This window comes from Tundrisphaera lichenicola, assembly GCF_051175385.1.
In the GTDB taxonomy this organism is placed as follows: Bacteria; Planctomycetota; Planctomycetia; order Isosphaerales; family Isosphaeraceae; genus Tundrisphaera; species Tundrisphaera lichenicola.
The window spans coordinates 135,838-149,527 of the sequence record NZ_CP195107.1; the positions used below are offsets into that span (position 1 = coordinate 135,838).

The following is a 13,690-nucleotide window of genomic DNA, read 5'->3' on the forward strand; positions in this document are numbered from 1 at the left end:
CTTCGATGTTCACCAAATCCCCCCAAAACACAATTTCTTCTCGCAATTTTCGCTTTATTGACCACGCAGGATCGATGCCGTTCAACTTCAGGACCTGTCCACGAGTCGCTCTTTGAACCAAAAATGCCTCATTTATTGCCGATCTTCCGAGCACTTTTGCCTTTTCTATTGGCGTCGCCCAAGATGAAATGCATCCATCATTTGTCACCCAATAATCCAAAGTTAGCGGGAGGTTGACGATTCTCGAGGGGTTCGGACCCAGCTTCGGGGACCTCGACCGGCAGCGACCGCTATCTTCCAGGCGGCGTAATAGGGCAGAGCGACCAGACTCCCGAGATAGCGCAGAGGAAGGCCCATGACAACCGTCGGGCTTATGGCATAGGCCGAGAGCAGGATCGCCATCGCAACCTGAGCCACCAGGAGCCCCTCGACCAGCCGCCCGGAGCCATTCCCGACGAGATGTGCGAGCGCCAGCGAGAAGGCCATGGCGAGCCCCAGGGCTAGGCTGACCAAGGGTGGGAAGAAGAGGTCGAGCAGGTACATGGTCTTGCGATAAACCCCAATCGACTCCGATCGGGCCAGCGGTCCCGCGAACTTACCCCGAAGGGCCCGGCGACCGGCCTCCCATCGTCGACGCTGCGAGGCCGCACCCGGTCCACCCCGGCTGACCATCTCACCGAAGACCCGGGCCTCGGGCAGGAAATGAACACGTTCACCTCGGGTCCGGAGCATCAAAGCGAATTCCATGTCCTCAACCAAGCCGTAGGCCCGCCAGGGAAAACGGCGGAGCCCGCGGCTTGAGAAGCACATCCCGTTCCCTTTCAAGCCGACGCTCAGGCCCAGTCGATCCAGGCCCAGCATCCAGACGCCGTTGGCCAGACTGAATGCGTAGGTCATCAGCCGGGTGCGCCACGAGGCATCGGGGTTCCGGACCGTGTAATAGCCCTGGACCCAATCCTGGCCCTGGTTCAGGGCCTTGCCGAAGGTGTCCAGGAGTCCCGGGTCGACTACGGTATCTGCGTCGATCAGGACGACCGCGTCATATCCCGATTCGGGGCGTCCTTCGGGGATCTCCGAGAAGAAATATTCGAGCGCGTGACCCTTGCTCCGCAGATCGGGAGCCTGCCGCTCGACGACGGAGGCCCCGGCCTGGCGAGCGGCTCCGGCCGTGCCGTCGGTGCAGTTGTCGGCGATCACCCAGGTCGTGAAGAGCTCGGCGGGGTAGCTCAAAGCCCGGCAACTCTGGACCGTCGAGGCAATCACCCCTTCCTCATCATGCGCTGGGATGACGATCAGGAACCGCCATCGGCGATCGGTTGAGGAAAGCGAGGGAGCCCGACCCAGTAGTGCCGCCAACACCAGGAGGCCGAGGAAGACGAAGAAGGGGGCCAGGAGCGCGGTGAGCAGGCAGGATGCGATTTCGAGAAGGATCATGATGGGCGAAATCGTCCAGGTGGGAATGGGTGGGGAAAGGGATCGCACCTATCATCGATCGGCCCGATCGGGTCGCCGAAGATCGGTCGATGAAGACGGTCGGCCCGTCAACGGGTCCGATAGAGGTAATTCAGGAGCTTTTTCTCGGCCGATTGGGAGTCCGAGGATGGGAGCCCTGCCGGACGAACCCGGATCGCACCGGCGGCGACCACGACGATCCCGCCCAGCTCCAGGATCCAGTTCCATTTCAGGCCACCCAGTTGCGAGGCCAGGAGCGTGTCGACGTGGTGGAATGAAGCGGCGCGGATCACCACGAATCCCATCAGGAAGGCCATCCCGACCAGGGCGAGCCATCGATGCCGGAACGATCGGCGGGCGAGCCAGAGCGAGACGATCAGCAGGAGTAGACTCGAAGCCGCGACACAACCGAGGAATAGGGCCTGATATGTCCGACGATCCTGATGGAGCCCATTCGCCTTCAGGATTCGGCGTCCCAGGAGCGTGAAGAGAGTCTGGAGGTCGATCTGCTTGTTGATCCCGAGCAGGAGCATCGCCACCGAGAGCGTCAGCCAGAAGCCCGAAGGCCTCGACCTCCGACGGCCCCCGGGCATCGGCTCTCGCCAGGCGGCCCGGGCGCACGCGGCGGCCGCGAGGAGGTAGGCCACCACCGTGACCCAGCCCACGACCGTCGGGTCGCCGATGGCCGGTCGCCAGCGTCCGTCGATCACCTCCGCCAGCAGCAACGTCCCATCCATCAGATCGACTCCCGTCGAGGATCCTCAATCGGGATGATAGCGGGGGAGTCGCGACTCCGGAATGTCGCGGAGCCTCGGAGCCTCGGCATCCTTGGGCGAGAGCAAGGGCGCCGAGCCTGGCCAGTCGATCGCGATCTCGGGGTCGTCCCAGAGGATCGAGCACTGACCGGTCGGGTCGTAGCCCTCGGTGCATTTGTAGGTGAAAAGCGCGGGCTCCTCGCCGATCACGAGGAATCCGTGGGCGAACCCGGGCGGGATGTAGAGTTGCCGACCGGTCTCGGCCGAGAGAGTCACCCCTTCCCACTTGCCGAAGGTCGGCGAGCCGACGCGGATGTCGACCGCCACGTCGAAGACCTTGCCGCGGGCCACGCTGACCAGCTTCCCCTGGGCGGTCGGATACTGGTAGTGGAGCCCCCGGAGGACCCCCACCGCCGAGCACGAGAGGTTATCCTGAGCGAACACCGTGGGCAGGCCCCGGGCTCCGTAGTTGGCGGCGCTCCAGGTCTCCAGGAAGTAGCCCCGGTCATCGCGGAAGATCCGAGGCTCGATCACGACCACGCCCGGCAGCCGGGTCTCGATCACTTTCATGGGAGGATTCGCTCTTCGAGGATGCTCAAGAGGTACTGGCCGTACTCGTTCCGAAGCTGGCCGGCGAGGGCCCGGACCTGGTCCGAGTCGATGAACCCCATCCGGTAAGCGATCTCTTCCAGGCACGAGACCTTCAAGCCCTGCCGATGCTCGATCACCTGGATGAAGTTGGCCGCCTGATGGAGTGCCTCGTGCGTCCCGGTGTCGAGCCAGGCCATCCCTCGGCTGAAGACCTCCAGGTGGAGCTTTTTCTTCTCGAGATAGGCGATGTTGACGTCGGTGATCTCGTACTCGCCGCGCTTCGAGGGCTTGAGGTCGCGGGCGATGTCCAGCACGTCGTTATCGTAGAAGTAGAGCCCGACCACCGCGTACGACGACCGGGGATTCGCGGGCTTCTCCTGGAGGCCGATGACCCGGCCGGTCTCGTCGAACTCGGCCACTCCGTAACGCTCGGGATCCTTGACGTGATAGCCGAAGATGGTCGCCCCGTCGGCCTTTGAGGCGACCCGCTGGAGCTGCTCGCTCAGGCCGTCGCCGTGGAAGATGTTGTCGCCCAGGACCAGGGCCACCGGGTCCTTGCCGACGAAATCGCGACCGATCACGAACGCCTGGGCCAGGCCGTTGGGCACGGCCTGCTCGGCGTACGAGAGCTCGATCCCCCACTGATGGCCGTCGCCCAGGAGTTCGCGGAATCGCGGGAGGTCCGAAGGGGTCGAGATCACCAGGACTTCGCGGATACCCGAGAGCATCAGGACGCTGAGCGGGTAGTAGATCATCGGCTTGTCGTAGACCGGCAGGAGCTGCTTGCTGACCACTCGGGTCAGCGGGTAGAGCCGGGTCCCCGAGCCACCGGCCAGGATGATCCCCTTGGTGGTGGTCGTCGCGGGTTTCGTCATGAGCGTGCCCCTAGTCCGAGCCGTTCCTGGAGATAGCCGCCGGACTGGACGTTCCGGCACCATTCCTCGTTGTCGAGATACCAGGCCACGGTGCGCCTCAGGCCGGTCTCGAACGTCTCCGAGGGGCGCCAGCCCAGCTCTCGCTCGATCTTGCCGGCGTCGATGGCATACCTCTGATCGTGGCCCGGCCGATCGGCGACGAACGTGATCAGGCCGGCGTGCGGGACATGCGGCGAGTCGGGCCTCATCTCGTCCAGGAGCCCGCAGATCGCGCGAACGACCTCGATGTTGGTCCGCTCGTTGTGGCCGCCGATGTTGTAGGTCTCGCCGGGGACCCCCTTCTCCAGGACCAGTCGAAGGGCCCGGGCGTGGTCGTCGACGAAGAGCCAGTCTCGGATATTGTCCCCCTTGCCGTAGACCGGCAAGGGCTTGCCCGCCTTGGCGTTGAGGATGACCAGCGGGATCAGTTTCTCGGGGAAATGGTAGGGGCCGTAGTTATTCGAGCAGTTGGTGACCAGCGTCGGGAGGCCATACGTGTGATGCCAGGCGCGGACCAGGTGGTCGGAGGCCGCCTTGCTCGACGAGTACGGGGATCTCGGGTCGTAGGGCGTCTCCTCGGTGAAGTACCCCTCAGGTCCGAGCGACCCATAGACCTCGTCGGTCGAGACGTGATGGAAGCGGAACCGGTCGCGGGCCCCCCCTTCCAGAGCATCCCAGTAGGCCCGGGCCGCCTGGAGGAGCGAGAACGTCCCGTTGACGTTGGTCTTGATGAACTCGCCGGGGCCGTCGATCGAGCGGTCGACGTGCGACTCGGCCGCCAGGTGCATCACGGCATCGGGACGATGCTCGGCGAAGACCCGGTTGACCTCGTCGAGGTCGCAGATATCCACCCGCTCGAAGTGGTGTCGAGGGTCGGCGACGGTCTCGGCCAGCGATTCGAGATTGCCGGCATAGGTCAGCTTATCGACGTTGACGACCTCGTGATCGGTCTCGCGGATCAGCTGTCGGACGACGGCCGACCCGATGAAACCGGCCCCGCCGGTGAGCAAGATCTTCATTCGGGAAAAGCCCCGGTTGCTCGACACTAGCCACCCTGCGATCGAACCCGACGCCTCCGGCGTCTCGACGCGGACGTCCGCGCGTGGACGCCCAGTTTAGCGTCTCGGCCAGTTCCCGTCACTCCTCGGACCCGGGCTTGTCGCCGAATAAAGACATGGAATCGCGATCCGGGGACGCCTCACCCTTCCCGGAGCCCGATGCGGCGGCGAAGATGACCGGGCGCCGAGAACCATCCCGAGGGCCCAAACCTATGCTCGCGACACCGATCCTCCTGGCCGCCGCCTGGACCACCTGGACCAGCCCCCCGACGACCCCCGAGGCCCCCTCGGTGATCGAGTCCGGCTTCATCTATGAGGAGCCTCCCCCCACCCCCTCCTGCCACGCCTCGACCATCGTCGAGGCGAAGTCCGGCTTCCTCGCCGCCTGGTTCGGCGGGACCCACGAGAAGAATCCCGACGTCGCCATCTACCTGGCAAGGCTGAAGGATGGCCGATGGTCGGCCCCGCGCGAGGCCCTCAACGGGATCCAGGCCGATGGTCGACGCTTCCCCTGCTGGAACCCCGTCCTGTTCCGGCCCGAGGATGGACCGATCTTCCTCTACTCCAAGGTCGGCCCCAGCCCGAGCACCTGGTGGGGGGTCGTCCAGACCTCCGTCGACGATGGCGAGACCTGGTCAAGCCCTCGGAGGCTCCCCGGCGGGATCCTCGGGCCGATCAAGAACAAGCCCGTGCTCCTGACCGACGGGACGCTCCTCTGCCCCTCCAGCGACGAGGACGACAAGCTCGGCTGGCGGGTCTTCATGGAGAGGACGCCCGACCTCGGCCAGACCTGGCAGAAGTCCGGCCCGCTCAACGACGGCCACAAGCTCGCCGCGATCCAGCCGAGCATCCTGACCCACCCCGGTGGCCGGCTCCAGATCGTCGCCCGGACGATGCAGGATAAGATCGCCGACTCCTGGTCGAATGATCTGGGCAAGACCTGGTCCCCGCTGACCCTGATGGACATCCCCAACCCCGACTCAGGGATCGACGCCGTGACCCTCCAGGACGGCCGACACCTCCTGGTTTACAACCCGACCACGGACAAGCGGACCCCGCTGAATGTCGCCATCTCCCCCGACGGCAGGTCCTGGAAGGACGTGCTGACCCTGGAGGACCAGCCCGGCGAGTACTCCTACCCCGCCGTCATTCAGGCGGAGGACAAAACCGTCCACATCACCTACACTTGGAAGCGTGAGAGGATCAAGCACGTCGCGATCCGCCCGTGAGCCAGTCGGATCATTCGTCGCCGATCGTGCTCCTTCATGTGTCCATAAATGTGATGAGACCGATAGTCAGACCTCGATCCGCAAGGCGGTTTCCCAGGCCCTAGAGGGCGTACCGCATAAATTTCTGTCACTTCTCGAAACTCTAGTCAGAATCTCTCAAGGCTACCAAACCGGAGCGGCACTGGTAAACCTCAGGTATCTAGTCTATTCCGGTTTGGTGGACTATAATTTTACTTGTCGTCTGCGTAGCACGGTCGATTCCTGGCGTGGCGTTCCCTGGATCCATCAGTCTAAAGGCTTGTCACTGAATGCATGAATCCAAGGGAAACGGTGACGCTCAATTTCTCGACGTCGGCAACGCGTTGATGGAAGATGCCGCGGGCCTCTTGACGAGCTACCTGGGTCGAGCAGCGTCCTCCTCAAAGGGGCCATTCGACCTCGTCACGGAGGCTGATCATGCGGTCGAGGCCATGGTCGCCGAGAGGCTGTCCCGGTCCTTCCCCTCCCACGAAATGATCGGAGAGGAGTCGGGGAGGAAGATGCCCGGGGTGGATTCTGAGTATTGCTGGGTTCTTGACCCGCTAGACGGGACCGTCAACTACGCGGCGGGGCACCCTTTTTTCGCGGTGTCGCTGGCGTTGTTCCGTCAGGGAGTTCCGGTGATCGGGTGGGTTTATGATCCTGTCCATAACGAGCGATTTCGGGCCATTCAAGGGGGTGGGGCGACGCTGAATGGCATTCCAATCGGCCCGTCCGCTACGCGATCCGACGTGCTCCCGGTCGGCCTGAGCACAGGCTTCATCGAATCGGCCCTGGGCGGGCACGGTGGTATCCTGGCCGAGGTCGTCCGACGGTTCGGCAAGATCCGCATACTCGGCAGCCAGGCGCTGCACCTGTGTTACGTGGCGGCAGGTCGGCTCCGCGCGGCGGCCAGCGTCGAGGCGAAACTCTGGGACGACGCCGCAGGGGCCCTGATCGTGGCCGAATCGGGCCGCCGATATGTGGGCCTGTCCGGCAACCCGGTCTTCCCGATCGCGCCGGACAGCTCCCTGTGGGCCGGCGCCCGGGTCGGGAGCATCGCTGGCGACGATGTCACGGTCAAGGAGTTAGTGAGTATCCTTGGTGGGTCCGGGGCCATAGCTCCCGCCGACGGAGAGGGACAGTGAAGCACGTAATCGTTAGCGAATCACTCCAAGAATCCGAGGCACGTCCCCCCGGAACGTTCGATTCGCTGGTCGATCGTTGCGTGGCGGCGGCCCGGGATCTCCTCGCGGGCCAAGGCGAGATGGCCAGGCTATCCTCCTGCCCGGCCTGCGGCTCGTCTTCGCTGGCGATGGCATTCTCCCGCCATGGGTACGAATACGTCGAGTGCCACGACTGCCGCTCGCTGTGGGCGTCGCCCCGGCCTTCGGCCGAGCAGATGCGCTGGTACTTGCACGATTCGCCCGCGGCCCTCTTCCGGTCCGATCCAAAGTATGTCGACAGCATCCGGGGGCGATTGCAGGACGTCGCGCTGGGCTATGCCGACCTGATGGAGGACCTGGCGGGGCGGGTCCGGTGTCCGGGCTGGGTCGTCCTGTTCGGCCCGAGGACCCCGGTGGCGATCGACCGGATCGCCCGGCGGGGCATTTCGCCGATCGCGGTCGTTGACCGGTTGCCCCCTTTCGACGACCTGGGCGGAACCGATCAGAAGACCTTCGACAGCCTGGCGGAGTTGGGGCCCGGTTCGGCCCGACTCGTCGCGGCCTTCGACATCCTGGAGCACGACTGCGACGTCGCCGCCTTCTTGGCCGAGGCTCACCGGGTCCTCGCCCCGGACGGCGTCCTGGTCGCCACGGCCCGGGCCGGCAGCGGGTTCGACGTCCAGGTGCTCTGGGAGCACGCCGACGTCTTCCCGGCCGAGCACATCAACCTCATCTCGGTTGAGGGGGTGCAGACGCTCCTCGATCGCACCGGCTTCGAGGCCCTGGAGGTCAGCACCCCCGGCCAGCTCGATGTCCAGATCATCCGTCGGATCCACGACCAGCGAGGGGTGCCGCTCCCCCGGTTCCTCAATTACATCCTGTCGCATCGCGACGCCTCCAGTCTCGAGCGCTTCCAGGCCTTCATCCAGGAACAGCGGCTCAGCTCCCACCTGCGGGTCATCGCCCGGAAGCTCAAGTCCAACTAGCCGAGGGCGACCTCCGGTCCGCCGACATCTCTCCTCGGCGGATCGATCGGACTCGAACGGCCCAAACCAAGACACACCAACGAGATGACCCGGACCACGACCCAGGATCGTATCGCGATGAACCTCCAGGTCCAAGAGATTCGCGTTGTCCCCGGCGAGAACACAGCCGAGCAATCCGCCCCGACGGGAGTTCGAGGCGGGCCGATCCGCGTCGGAGTCATCGGGCTCGGTCGCGTCGGCGCCCGCAGGGCCGAATGCGTCAAGCGGCACCCCGACATGGAATTGCGTGCCATCTGTGACGTCGATCCGGGACGGTCTGCGAACTGGCCCGGGGTTCATTTCTCCACCGAATACCGCGAGTTGATCAATCAGGACCTCGATGCGGTCTTCGTCTGCGCCTACAACAACACGGCCCCGGAGATCGTCGTCGAGGCCCTCAACCGGGGCAAGCACACCTTTTGCGAGAAGCCACCGGGGCGATCGGTCGAGGACGTCCGCCGGATCATCGAGGCCGAGCAGGCGAACCCTGGATTGAAGCTGAAGTTCGGATTCAATCATCGTTATCATTACTCGGTCATTGAGGCCAAGCAGATCATCGACAGCGGTCGGTACGGCCGTATCCTCTGGCTGCGCGGCGTCTACGGCAAGTGCGGTAGCATCCAGTTCGAGAACGAGTGGCGTAACAACCACGATATCGCCGGCGGCGGGATCCTGCTGGATCAGGGGATCCACATGATCGACCTCTGCCGCTACTTCTGCGGCGACTTCGACCAGGTCAAGAGCCTTGTCAACAGGGCCTACTGGCAGATCCCATTCGAGGACAACGCCTTCGCAATCCTCAGTAACGACGGCGGCCAGGTCGCCATGATTCACTCGACGGCGACCCAGTGGAAGCACCTGTTCTCCCTGGAGGTCTGCATGGAGGACGGCTTCGTCAAGCTCGAGGGCATCCTCTCTAGCACCCGGAGCTACGGCGATGAGAAGCTGACCTACGCCCGCAAACAGTTCGAGGACACCACCCGGGCCTTCGGCCGCCCCCGGGAGGAGACGATCATCTTCGACACTGACGACTCCTGGGCTCTGGAGGTTGCGGACTTCGCCGAGGCGATCCGGGTCAACCGGCCCATCCTCTCGGGCAACTCCTCCGACGCCCTGCGGGCGATGGAGCTGATCGAGGCGGTCTACGATGATGGGAGGCGTCAATGATTCGGGGTCTCGGTCGGCTCCACCTGCCTGGCGTCGGGCCGCTCGCGGCCGTGATTGAAGAGTCGACCGTCCGGCCCCTGCCGGGCCGATCGCTGGCCGACCTGCTTTCCGCCGCCGAGGACGCCGGGGCCCTGCGCGCCGGGATCGATCGGGCCGCCGCCGAGTCAGCCGCACCGATCCCGATGGAGGAACTGGCCCCGGCCCCCGACCCTGATCGACCCCATTTACTGGCGCCGGTCGATCGCCAGGAATGTTGGGGGGCCGGCTGCACTTACCTGCAGAACGATGAGGCCCTGGGTCGAATGAGGGCCGACCGGCCCCTGTATGCCGATACCTACGAGGCCGACCGGCCGATGCTCTTCTTCAAGGGAGTCGCCTCGGTCGTTTCCGGCCCGGGGGCGCCGATCTGCTGCCGGCCCGGCTCCGCGCAGACGATCCCCGAGGCCGAACTGACCGTCCTGCTCGGCCCGACCGGGGTGGTGCTCGGCTTCACTCTGGGCAACGACGTGACGGCACTCGATCTGGAGCGGCGAAACCCGCTCTATCAGCCCCAGGCCAAGGTCTTCGCCGGGTCCGCCGCCCTGGGACCCTGGTGGATCCTGGCCGACGCCGTTCCCGACATCCCGAACCGGACGCTCTCCTGCGAGGTGACACGAGGTGGCCGACGAGTCCTGGAACAGCGGATCGACCCGAGTCGGCTGGTCCGCCGGCTCGACGAACTCTCTGGATGGCTCTTCGAGGCGGCCGACTTCCCGGCCGGGGTCGTCCTGATGACCGGCGGGGGCGCGGCCGTCCCCGAGGGATTCGCCCTGGAGCCCGGCGACGAGGTTCTGATCGCCCACCCTAACTTGGGGGTCCTGCACAACCCCGTCGACCGGCCTCGGCGACCTTCGCACTTGCCCGGGCGTGGATGACGCCCTTTCGCAACACTCCTTGAAGGCCCGGGCTTCTCTATAGTAAACTTCTTGTCTGCATTCGACTGGCCTTCCTTGACCAGATTCCCCTTTCAGACTCACTCCGACTGCCCTGACCGCCTCCATTCTTTACCCGGACGATCCTTCCTTCCACCAACCCGCTCATCCCAAGGCCGCATGATCGACATCGACCCCATCGCGGAACAACCGGCCGCAGCCGATTTGCACCAGGAGCCTCGGACGAATTCCGGGGGACCGGATGCATCGGATGCGCACTTAGCAGTCGTCGTCTATTCGGCGCAGGCCAAGATGCGCCATCCCCTCCACCAGATCCGCGAACTGGTCTACGATCTCGGGAAGGGTCAGGAGCTGGGTTGGCGACTGTTCCTCCGCAACCAGCAGGGCCAATATCGGCAGACCCTCCTGGGCTACGTCTGGGCCGTCCTGCCCCCCCTGATGACGACCCTGATTTGGGTCGTCCTGCAATCCTTCCGCGTGGTGAACTTCGAGGCCCCGGAGAGGGTTCCCTACGTCGTCTACGTGTTGGCCGGCACGATCCTCTGGCAGTTGTTCCTCAACGCCCTGAACGCCCCCATCCAGGCGATCGGAGCCGGGCGCGAGATGCTGACCAAGTTGAATTTCCCGAGAGAGTCGCTGCTGATCGCGGGCCTCGGCCAGGTCCTCTTCAACTTCGCGATGCAGATTGGCCTGCTGGCCATCGTGCTGATGGCGATGCGAGTCCCGATGCCGCCGACCGCCCCACTCTTCTTCGTTGGCTCGGCGATGCTCCTGGCGCTCGGTCTGGGCCTGGGCCTGGTTCTCACGCCAATCGGGCTCCTCTACACTGATGTGCAACGGGCCATCTCGACCTTCGCGCCGTTCATGATGTACCTGACGCCGGTGCTCTACCAGCCGCCGACGACCGGCAACGCCCGTTTGCTCGTCTGGCTCAACCCGATCGCACCGATTCTCAACGTCGCCCGGGACTGGCTCTTGATCGGATCGACCCGGTTACTCCCCAGCTTCCTGACCTACTCAGCAATCGGGCTGATCCTGACGCTGGTCGGCCTCCTGATCCTTCGGGCATCGATGCCTTTCCTGATCGAACGGATGGGCTCGTAATCCGAGAGACCCGGGAGAACGTCCGATGAAGACAGCGAATGCACCCCTGATCGAGGTCGACCACGTCTCGAAGGCCTTCTGCCGCGACCTCAAGCGGGCGCTCTGGTACGGCCTGAAGGACATCACCGGCGAGCTGTCCGGCCAGCTCCAGGACAGAAGCACCCTGCGCCGGGACGAGTTCTGGGCCCTGAATGACGTCTCGTTCCAGGTCCGACGGGGCGAGTGCGTCGGGCTGATCGGCCGCAACGGGGCGGGCAAGACCTCGCTGCTCCGATTGCTCAACGGCCTGGTCCGGCCCGACAGCGGCCAGATCACGATGCGGGGCCGGATCGGAGCCCTGATCGCCCTGGGCGCCGGCTTCAACCCGATCCTGACCGGCCGGGAAAACGTTTATATCAATGGTTCGGTGCTCGGGCTCTCGAAGCGGGAGATCGACGCCAAGCTGGAAGAGATCATCGATTTCGCCGAGGTCCGGGATGCGATCGACGCCCCCGTACAGACCTATAGTTCCGGCATGAAGGTCCGCCTGGGCTTCTCCATCGCCACGACCATGGAGCCGGACGTCCTGCTGATCGACGAGGTCCTGGCCGTCGGCGATAAGTCGTTCCGGACGAAGTGCTACAATCGCATCGGCGAGGTGGTGGCGCGGGCGGCCGTCATCATCGTCAGCCACGACATGAACTCGATCCAACGCCTCTGCGACCGAGTCCTCCTTATGAACCGTGGGACGATTGCCCACCTGGGCGACGTCGTCGATGGCGTCAAGCGTTATGAAGAGCTCAACACCCAGGAGTCTCAGTCCGAACAACGGTTCCTCGTCTTCGACCCAGATCTGACGCTCGATCGGATCGCTCTTTCCCAGGACGTGATTCGGACCGGGCAGCCCGTCAGCATCCTCCTCGATTACACGAGCAAGCGGGAGATCGAGGTCGGCCTCGTGGACACGGTCATGCACGACAGCCGGGAGAATCTCGTGGCCCAGTATCGATCCAACGCCCGCGGTGACTCCTACCACATCGAGGCTGGTTCGCATCGGATGACGGTCCCACTGGGACCCATCCCCCTGACGAGCGGAAAATACGTTCTGAACTGCGGAGCCTATTACGAGGACCAGAAGCGCATCCTCTTCAACGCAATCGAGTCGTGCGTGCTAGAAGTCCATTCAAACTTCGCCTCGACGGCCATCGTCGAGCTCGGAGCGTGAAGCGACCGGAGCGAACGAACCGATGGTCTGTCGTCTGAAGCGATGTGCGGATTTTACCCGTAAAGGGGGAATGGACGGGTGGGAACTGATTCGCGCAAACAAGCTCCGAGACGACCATGACAGGAATCGCCTGTGGGTCGGAAAGGCTCGGACGATGAATCGAGACCGGATCGGCATCTGGAGCGAATGCTTTTCGCCGAGGGTTAATAAGTGATTCTAAATTACTTACGGCCCCTGAATGGCGATACAGGACTATCCAGTGCAATCCCAAGCAGATTATTACGAGTCTCGTGTGGATTAATCATTCTGTCAATCTCCCCCTTCACACCTCGAAACTTCTTCGATCAATGATGAAAACACTCGTTCGATCCATGTTCTCTCAGATGGGCTACGAGATCCGGCGAACCGTCCGCGAGGCCGGTTCACCCGCTCCGGTGGCCCCGCAGGTGAAACACAGATACACCCATCTCATTGACTTGTTCTCCGAGCGGGCGCCGCGTCGGTTGATTGAGATCGGCGTGTGGAGAGGCGACCGTTCCGTTCAGTTCCTCGAAAAGGGCGGCAGTCTCGAACGCTATGTCGGGTTCGACCTCTTCGACGACCTCACGGAGGATCTAGCCAAACAGGAGAAGATGGGCCTTTGCAGGGCGACCCGGTTCGAAGAGGTTAGGAACCGGCTCATGGAAGCCCGGCACGGCGATCGCCCGACGGTCGAGCTGGTAGTCGGATTGACAGACCAGTCGTTGCCTGAGTTCGTGAAATCCAATGGCCCCGAATTTGATTTCATCTACATTGACGGTGGTCACAGTCTCGAGACTATTCGCAACGACTGGACCTACTCGGAGAAGCTGCTCGCGCCCGAGGGACTGGCCGTCTTCGATGATTATTACCTGAACGATACGAGTCGTGGCGCGAAGCCCATGGTCGACGAGCTACTCCAAGACGACCGGTTCGAGGTCCGATTCTTCCCAATGATTGAAGACAGCATCGACAATATCCAGATGACCATGGCAACGGTATCCCGCAGGGGCGGTCGCTGAACGTGGGCCGTTGCGGCATGCCGCTGACCCATTCC

Annotated in this window: 13 protein-coding genes; 8 read left to right on the plus strand and 5 right to left on the minus strand. The window is 63.8% G+C overall.

Going from position 1 to position 13,690, the window contains the following annotated elements:
* Window positions 1-222: 222 nt before the first annotated feature.
* The 5 genes from P12x_RS30165 to rfbB all read right to left on the minus strand — a co-directional run bounded on the left by P12x_RS30165 (window position 223) and on the right by rfbB (window position 4,731).
* Window positions 223-1,434 carry a glycosyltransferase family 2 protein gene (locus P12x_RS30165; RefSeq protein WP_435011800.1) on the minus strand — a complete coding sequence of 404 codons (1,212 nt, stop codon included), beginning with the start codon at window positions 1,432-1,434 and terminating at the stop codon, window positions 223-225.
* 107 nt (window positions 1,435-1,541) lie between these two features.
* Window positions 1,542-2,189, minus strand: coding sequence for a hypothetical protein (locus P12x_RS30170; RefSeq protein ID WP_435011801.1), 648 nt, complete (start codon window positions 2,187-2,189; stop codon window positions 1,542-1,544).
* Between the two features lie 24 nt (window positions 2,190-2,213).
* The gene (gene rfbC, locus P12x_RS30175) at window positions 2,214-2,777 is read right to left on the minus strand and encodes a dTDP-4-dehydrorhamnose 3,5-epimerase (RefSeq protein ID WP_435011802.1); all 564 of its coding nucleotides are present in this window, start codon (window positions 2,775-2,777) and stop codon (window positions 2,214-2,216) included.
* Window positions 2,774-3,673, minus strand: coding sequence for a glucose-1-phosphate thymidylyltransferase RfbA (gene rfbA, locus P12x_RS30180; protein WP_435011803.1), 900 nt, complete (start codon window positions 3,671-3,673; stop codon window positions 2,774-2,776). Before rfbA ends, rfbC begins: the two co-directional genes overlap by 4 nt.
* Complete coding sequence (rfbB, locus tag P12x_RS30185) at window positions 3,670-4,731, minus strand: dTDP-glucose 4,6-dehydratase (RefSeq protein WP_435011804.1); 1,062 nt, start codon at window positions 4,729-4,731, stop codon at window positions 3,670-3,672. Before rfbB ends, rfbA begins: the two co-directional genes overlap by 4 nt.
* A 251-nt stretch (window positions 4,732-4,982) precedes the next feature.
* Here rfbB and P12x_RS30190 point away from each other — a divergent pair, with 251 nt between their 5' ends.
* The 8 genes from P12x_RS30190 (at window position 4,983) to P12x_RS30225 (ending at window position 13,655) form a co-directional block, all read left to right on the plus strand.
* Window positions 4,983-5,999 (plus strand): sialidase family protein, encoded by a 1,017-nt coding sequence (locus P12x_RS30190; protein WP_435011805.1) that lies wholly within the window; start codon window positions 4,983-4,985, stop codon window positions 5,997-5,999.
* A gap of 308 nt (window positions 6,000-6,307) precedes the next feature.
* Window positions 6,308-7,165 carry an inositol monophosphatase family protein gene (locus tag P12x_RS30195; RefSeq protein ID WP_435011806.1) on the plus strand — a complete coding sequence of 286 codons (858 nt, stop codon included), beginning with the start codon at window positions 6,308-6,310 and terminating at the stop codon, window positions 7,163-7,165.
* Complete coding sequence (locus P12x_RS30200) at window positions 7,162-8,169, plus strand: methyltransferase domain-containing protein (protein ID WP_435011807.1); 1,008 nt, start codon at window positions 7,162-7,164, stop codon at window positions 8,167-8,169. Before P12x_RS30195 ends, P12x_RS30200 begins: the two co-directional genes overlap by 4 nt.
* Before the next feature lie 117 nt (window positions 8,170-8,286).
* Window positions 8,287-9,375: a Gfo/Idh/MocA family protein gene (locus P12x_RS30205; RefSeq protein ID WP_435011808.1), complete on the plus strand. Its 1,089-nt coding sequence runs from the start codon at window positions 8,287-8,289 to the stop codon at window positions 9,373-9,375.
* The gene (locus P12x_RS30210) at window positions 9,372-10,289 is read left to right on the plus strand and encodes a fumarylacetoacetate hydrolase family protein (protein WP_435011809.1); all 918 of its coding nucleotides are present in this window, start codon (window positions 9,372-9,374) and stop codon (window positions 10,287-10,289) included. The genes P12x_RS30205 and P12x_RS30210 overlap by 4 nt, the downstream gene beginning before the upstream one ends.
* A gap of 309 nt (window positions 10,290-10,598) precedes the next feature.
* Window positions 10,599-11,411 carry an ABC transporter permease gene (locus P12x_RS30215; protein ID WP_435011810.1) on the plus strand — a complete coding sequence of 271 codons (813 nt, stop codon included), beginning with the start codon at window positions 10,599-10,601 and terminating at the stop codon, window positions 11,409-11,411.
* A gap of 25 nt (window positions 11,412-11,436) precedes the next feature.
* Entirely contained in the window at window positions 11,437-12,615 is a 1,179-nt protein-coding gene (locus P12x_RS30220) for an ABC transporter ATP-binding protein (RefSeq protein WP_435011811.1), read from the plus strand.
* 383 nt (window positions 12,616-12,998) lie between these two features.
* Window positions 12,999-13,655, plus strand: coding sequence for a class I SAM-dependent methyltransferase (locus P12x_RS30225; protein ID WP_435011812.1), 657 nt, complete (start codon window positions 12,999-13,001; stop codon window positions 13,653-13,655).
* Window positions 13,656-13,690 lie beyond the last annotated feature (35 nt).

Coding starts and splice junctions, on each gene's coding strand:
- P12x_RS30215 (WP_435011810.1), top strand. CDS start 10,599: ATGCGCCATCCCCTCCACCAGATCCGCGAACTGGTCTACGATCTCGGG.
- P12x_RS30190 (WP_435011805.1), top strand. CDS start 4,983: ATGCTCGCGACACCGATCCTCCTGGCCGCCGCCTGGACCACCTGGACC.
- P12x_RS30210 (WP_435011809.1), top strand. CDS start 9,372: ATGATTCGGGGTCTCGGTCGGCTCCACCTGCCTGGCGTCGGGCCGCTC.
- rfbA (WP_435011803.1), bottom strand. CDS start 3,673: ATGACGAAACCCGCGACGACCACCACCAAGGGGATCATCCTGGCCGGT.
- rfbB (WP_435011804.1), bottom strand. CDS start 4,731: ATGAAGATCTTGCTCACCGGCGGGGCCGGTTTCATCGGGTCGGCCGTC.
- P12x_RS30195 (WP_435011806.1), top strand. CDS start 6,308: ATGCATGAATCCAAGGGAAACGGTGACGCTCAATTTCTCGACGTCGGC.
- rfbC (WP_435011802.1), bottom strand. CDS start 2,777: ATGAAAGTGATCGAGACCCGGCTGCCGGGCGTGGTCGTGATCGAGCCT.
- P12x_RS30205 (WP_435011808.1), top strand. CDS start 8,287: ATGAACCTCCAGGTCCAAGAGATTCGCGTTGTCCCCGGCGAGAACACA.
- P12x_RS30225 (WP_435011812.1), top strand. CDS start 12,999: ATGGGCTACGAGATCCGGCGAACCGTCCGCGAGGCCGGTTCACCCGCT.
- P12x_RS30165 (WP_435011800.1), bottom strand. CDS start 1,434: ATGATCCTTCTCGAAATCGCATCCTGCCTGCTCACCGCGCTCCTGGCC.
- P12x_RS30220 (WP_435011811.1), top strand. CDS start 11,437: ATGAAGACAGCGAATGCACCCCTGATCGAGGTCGACCACGTCTCGAAG.
- P12x_RS30170 (WP_435011801.1), bottom strand. CDS start 2,189: ATGGATGGGACGTTGCTGCTGGCGGAGGTGATCGACGGACGCTGGCGA.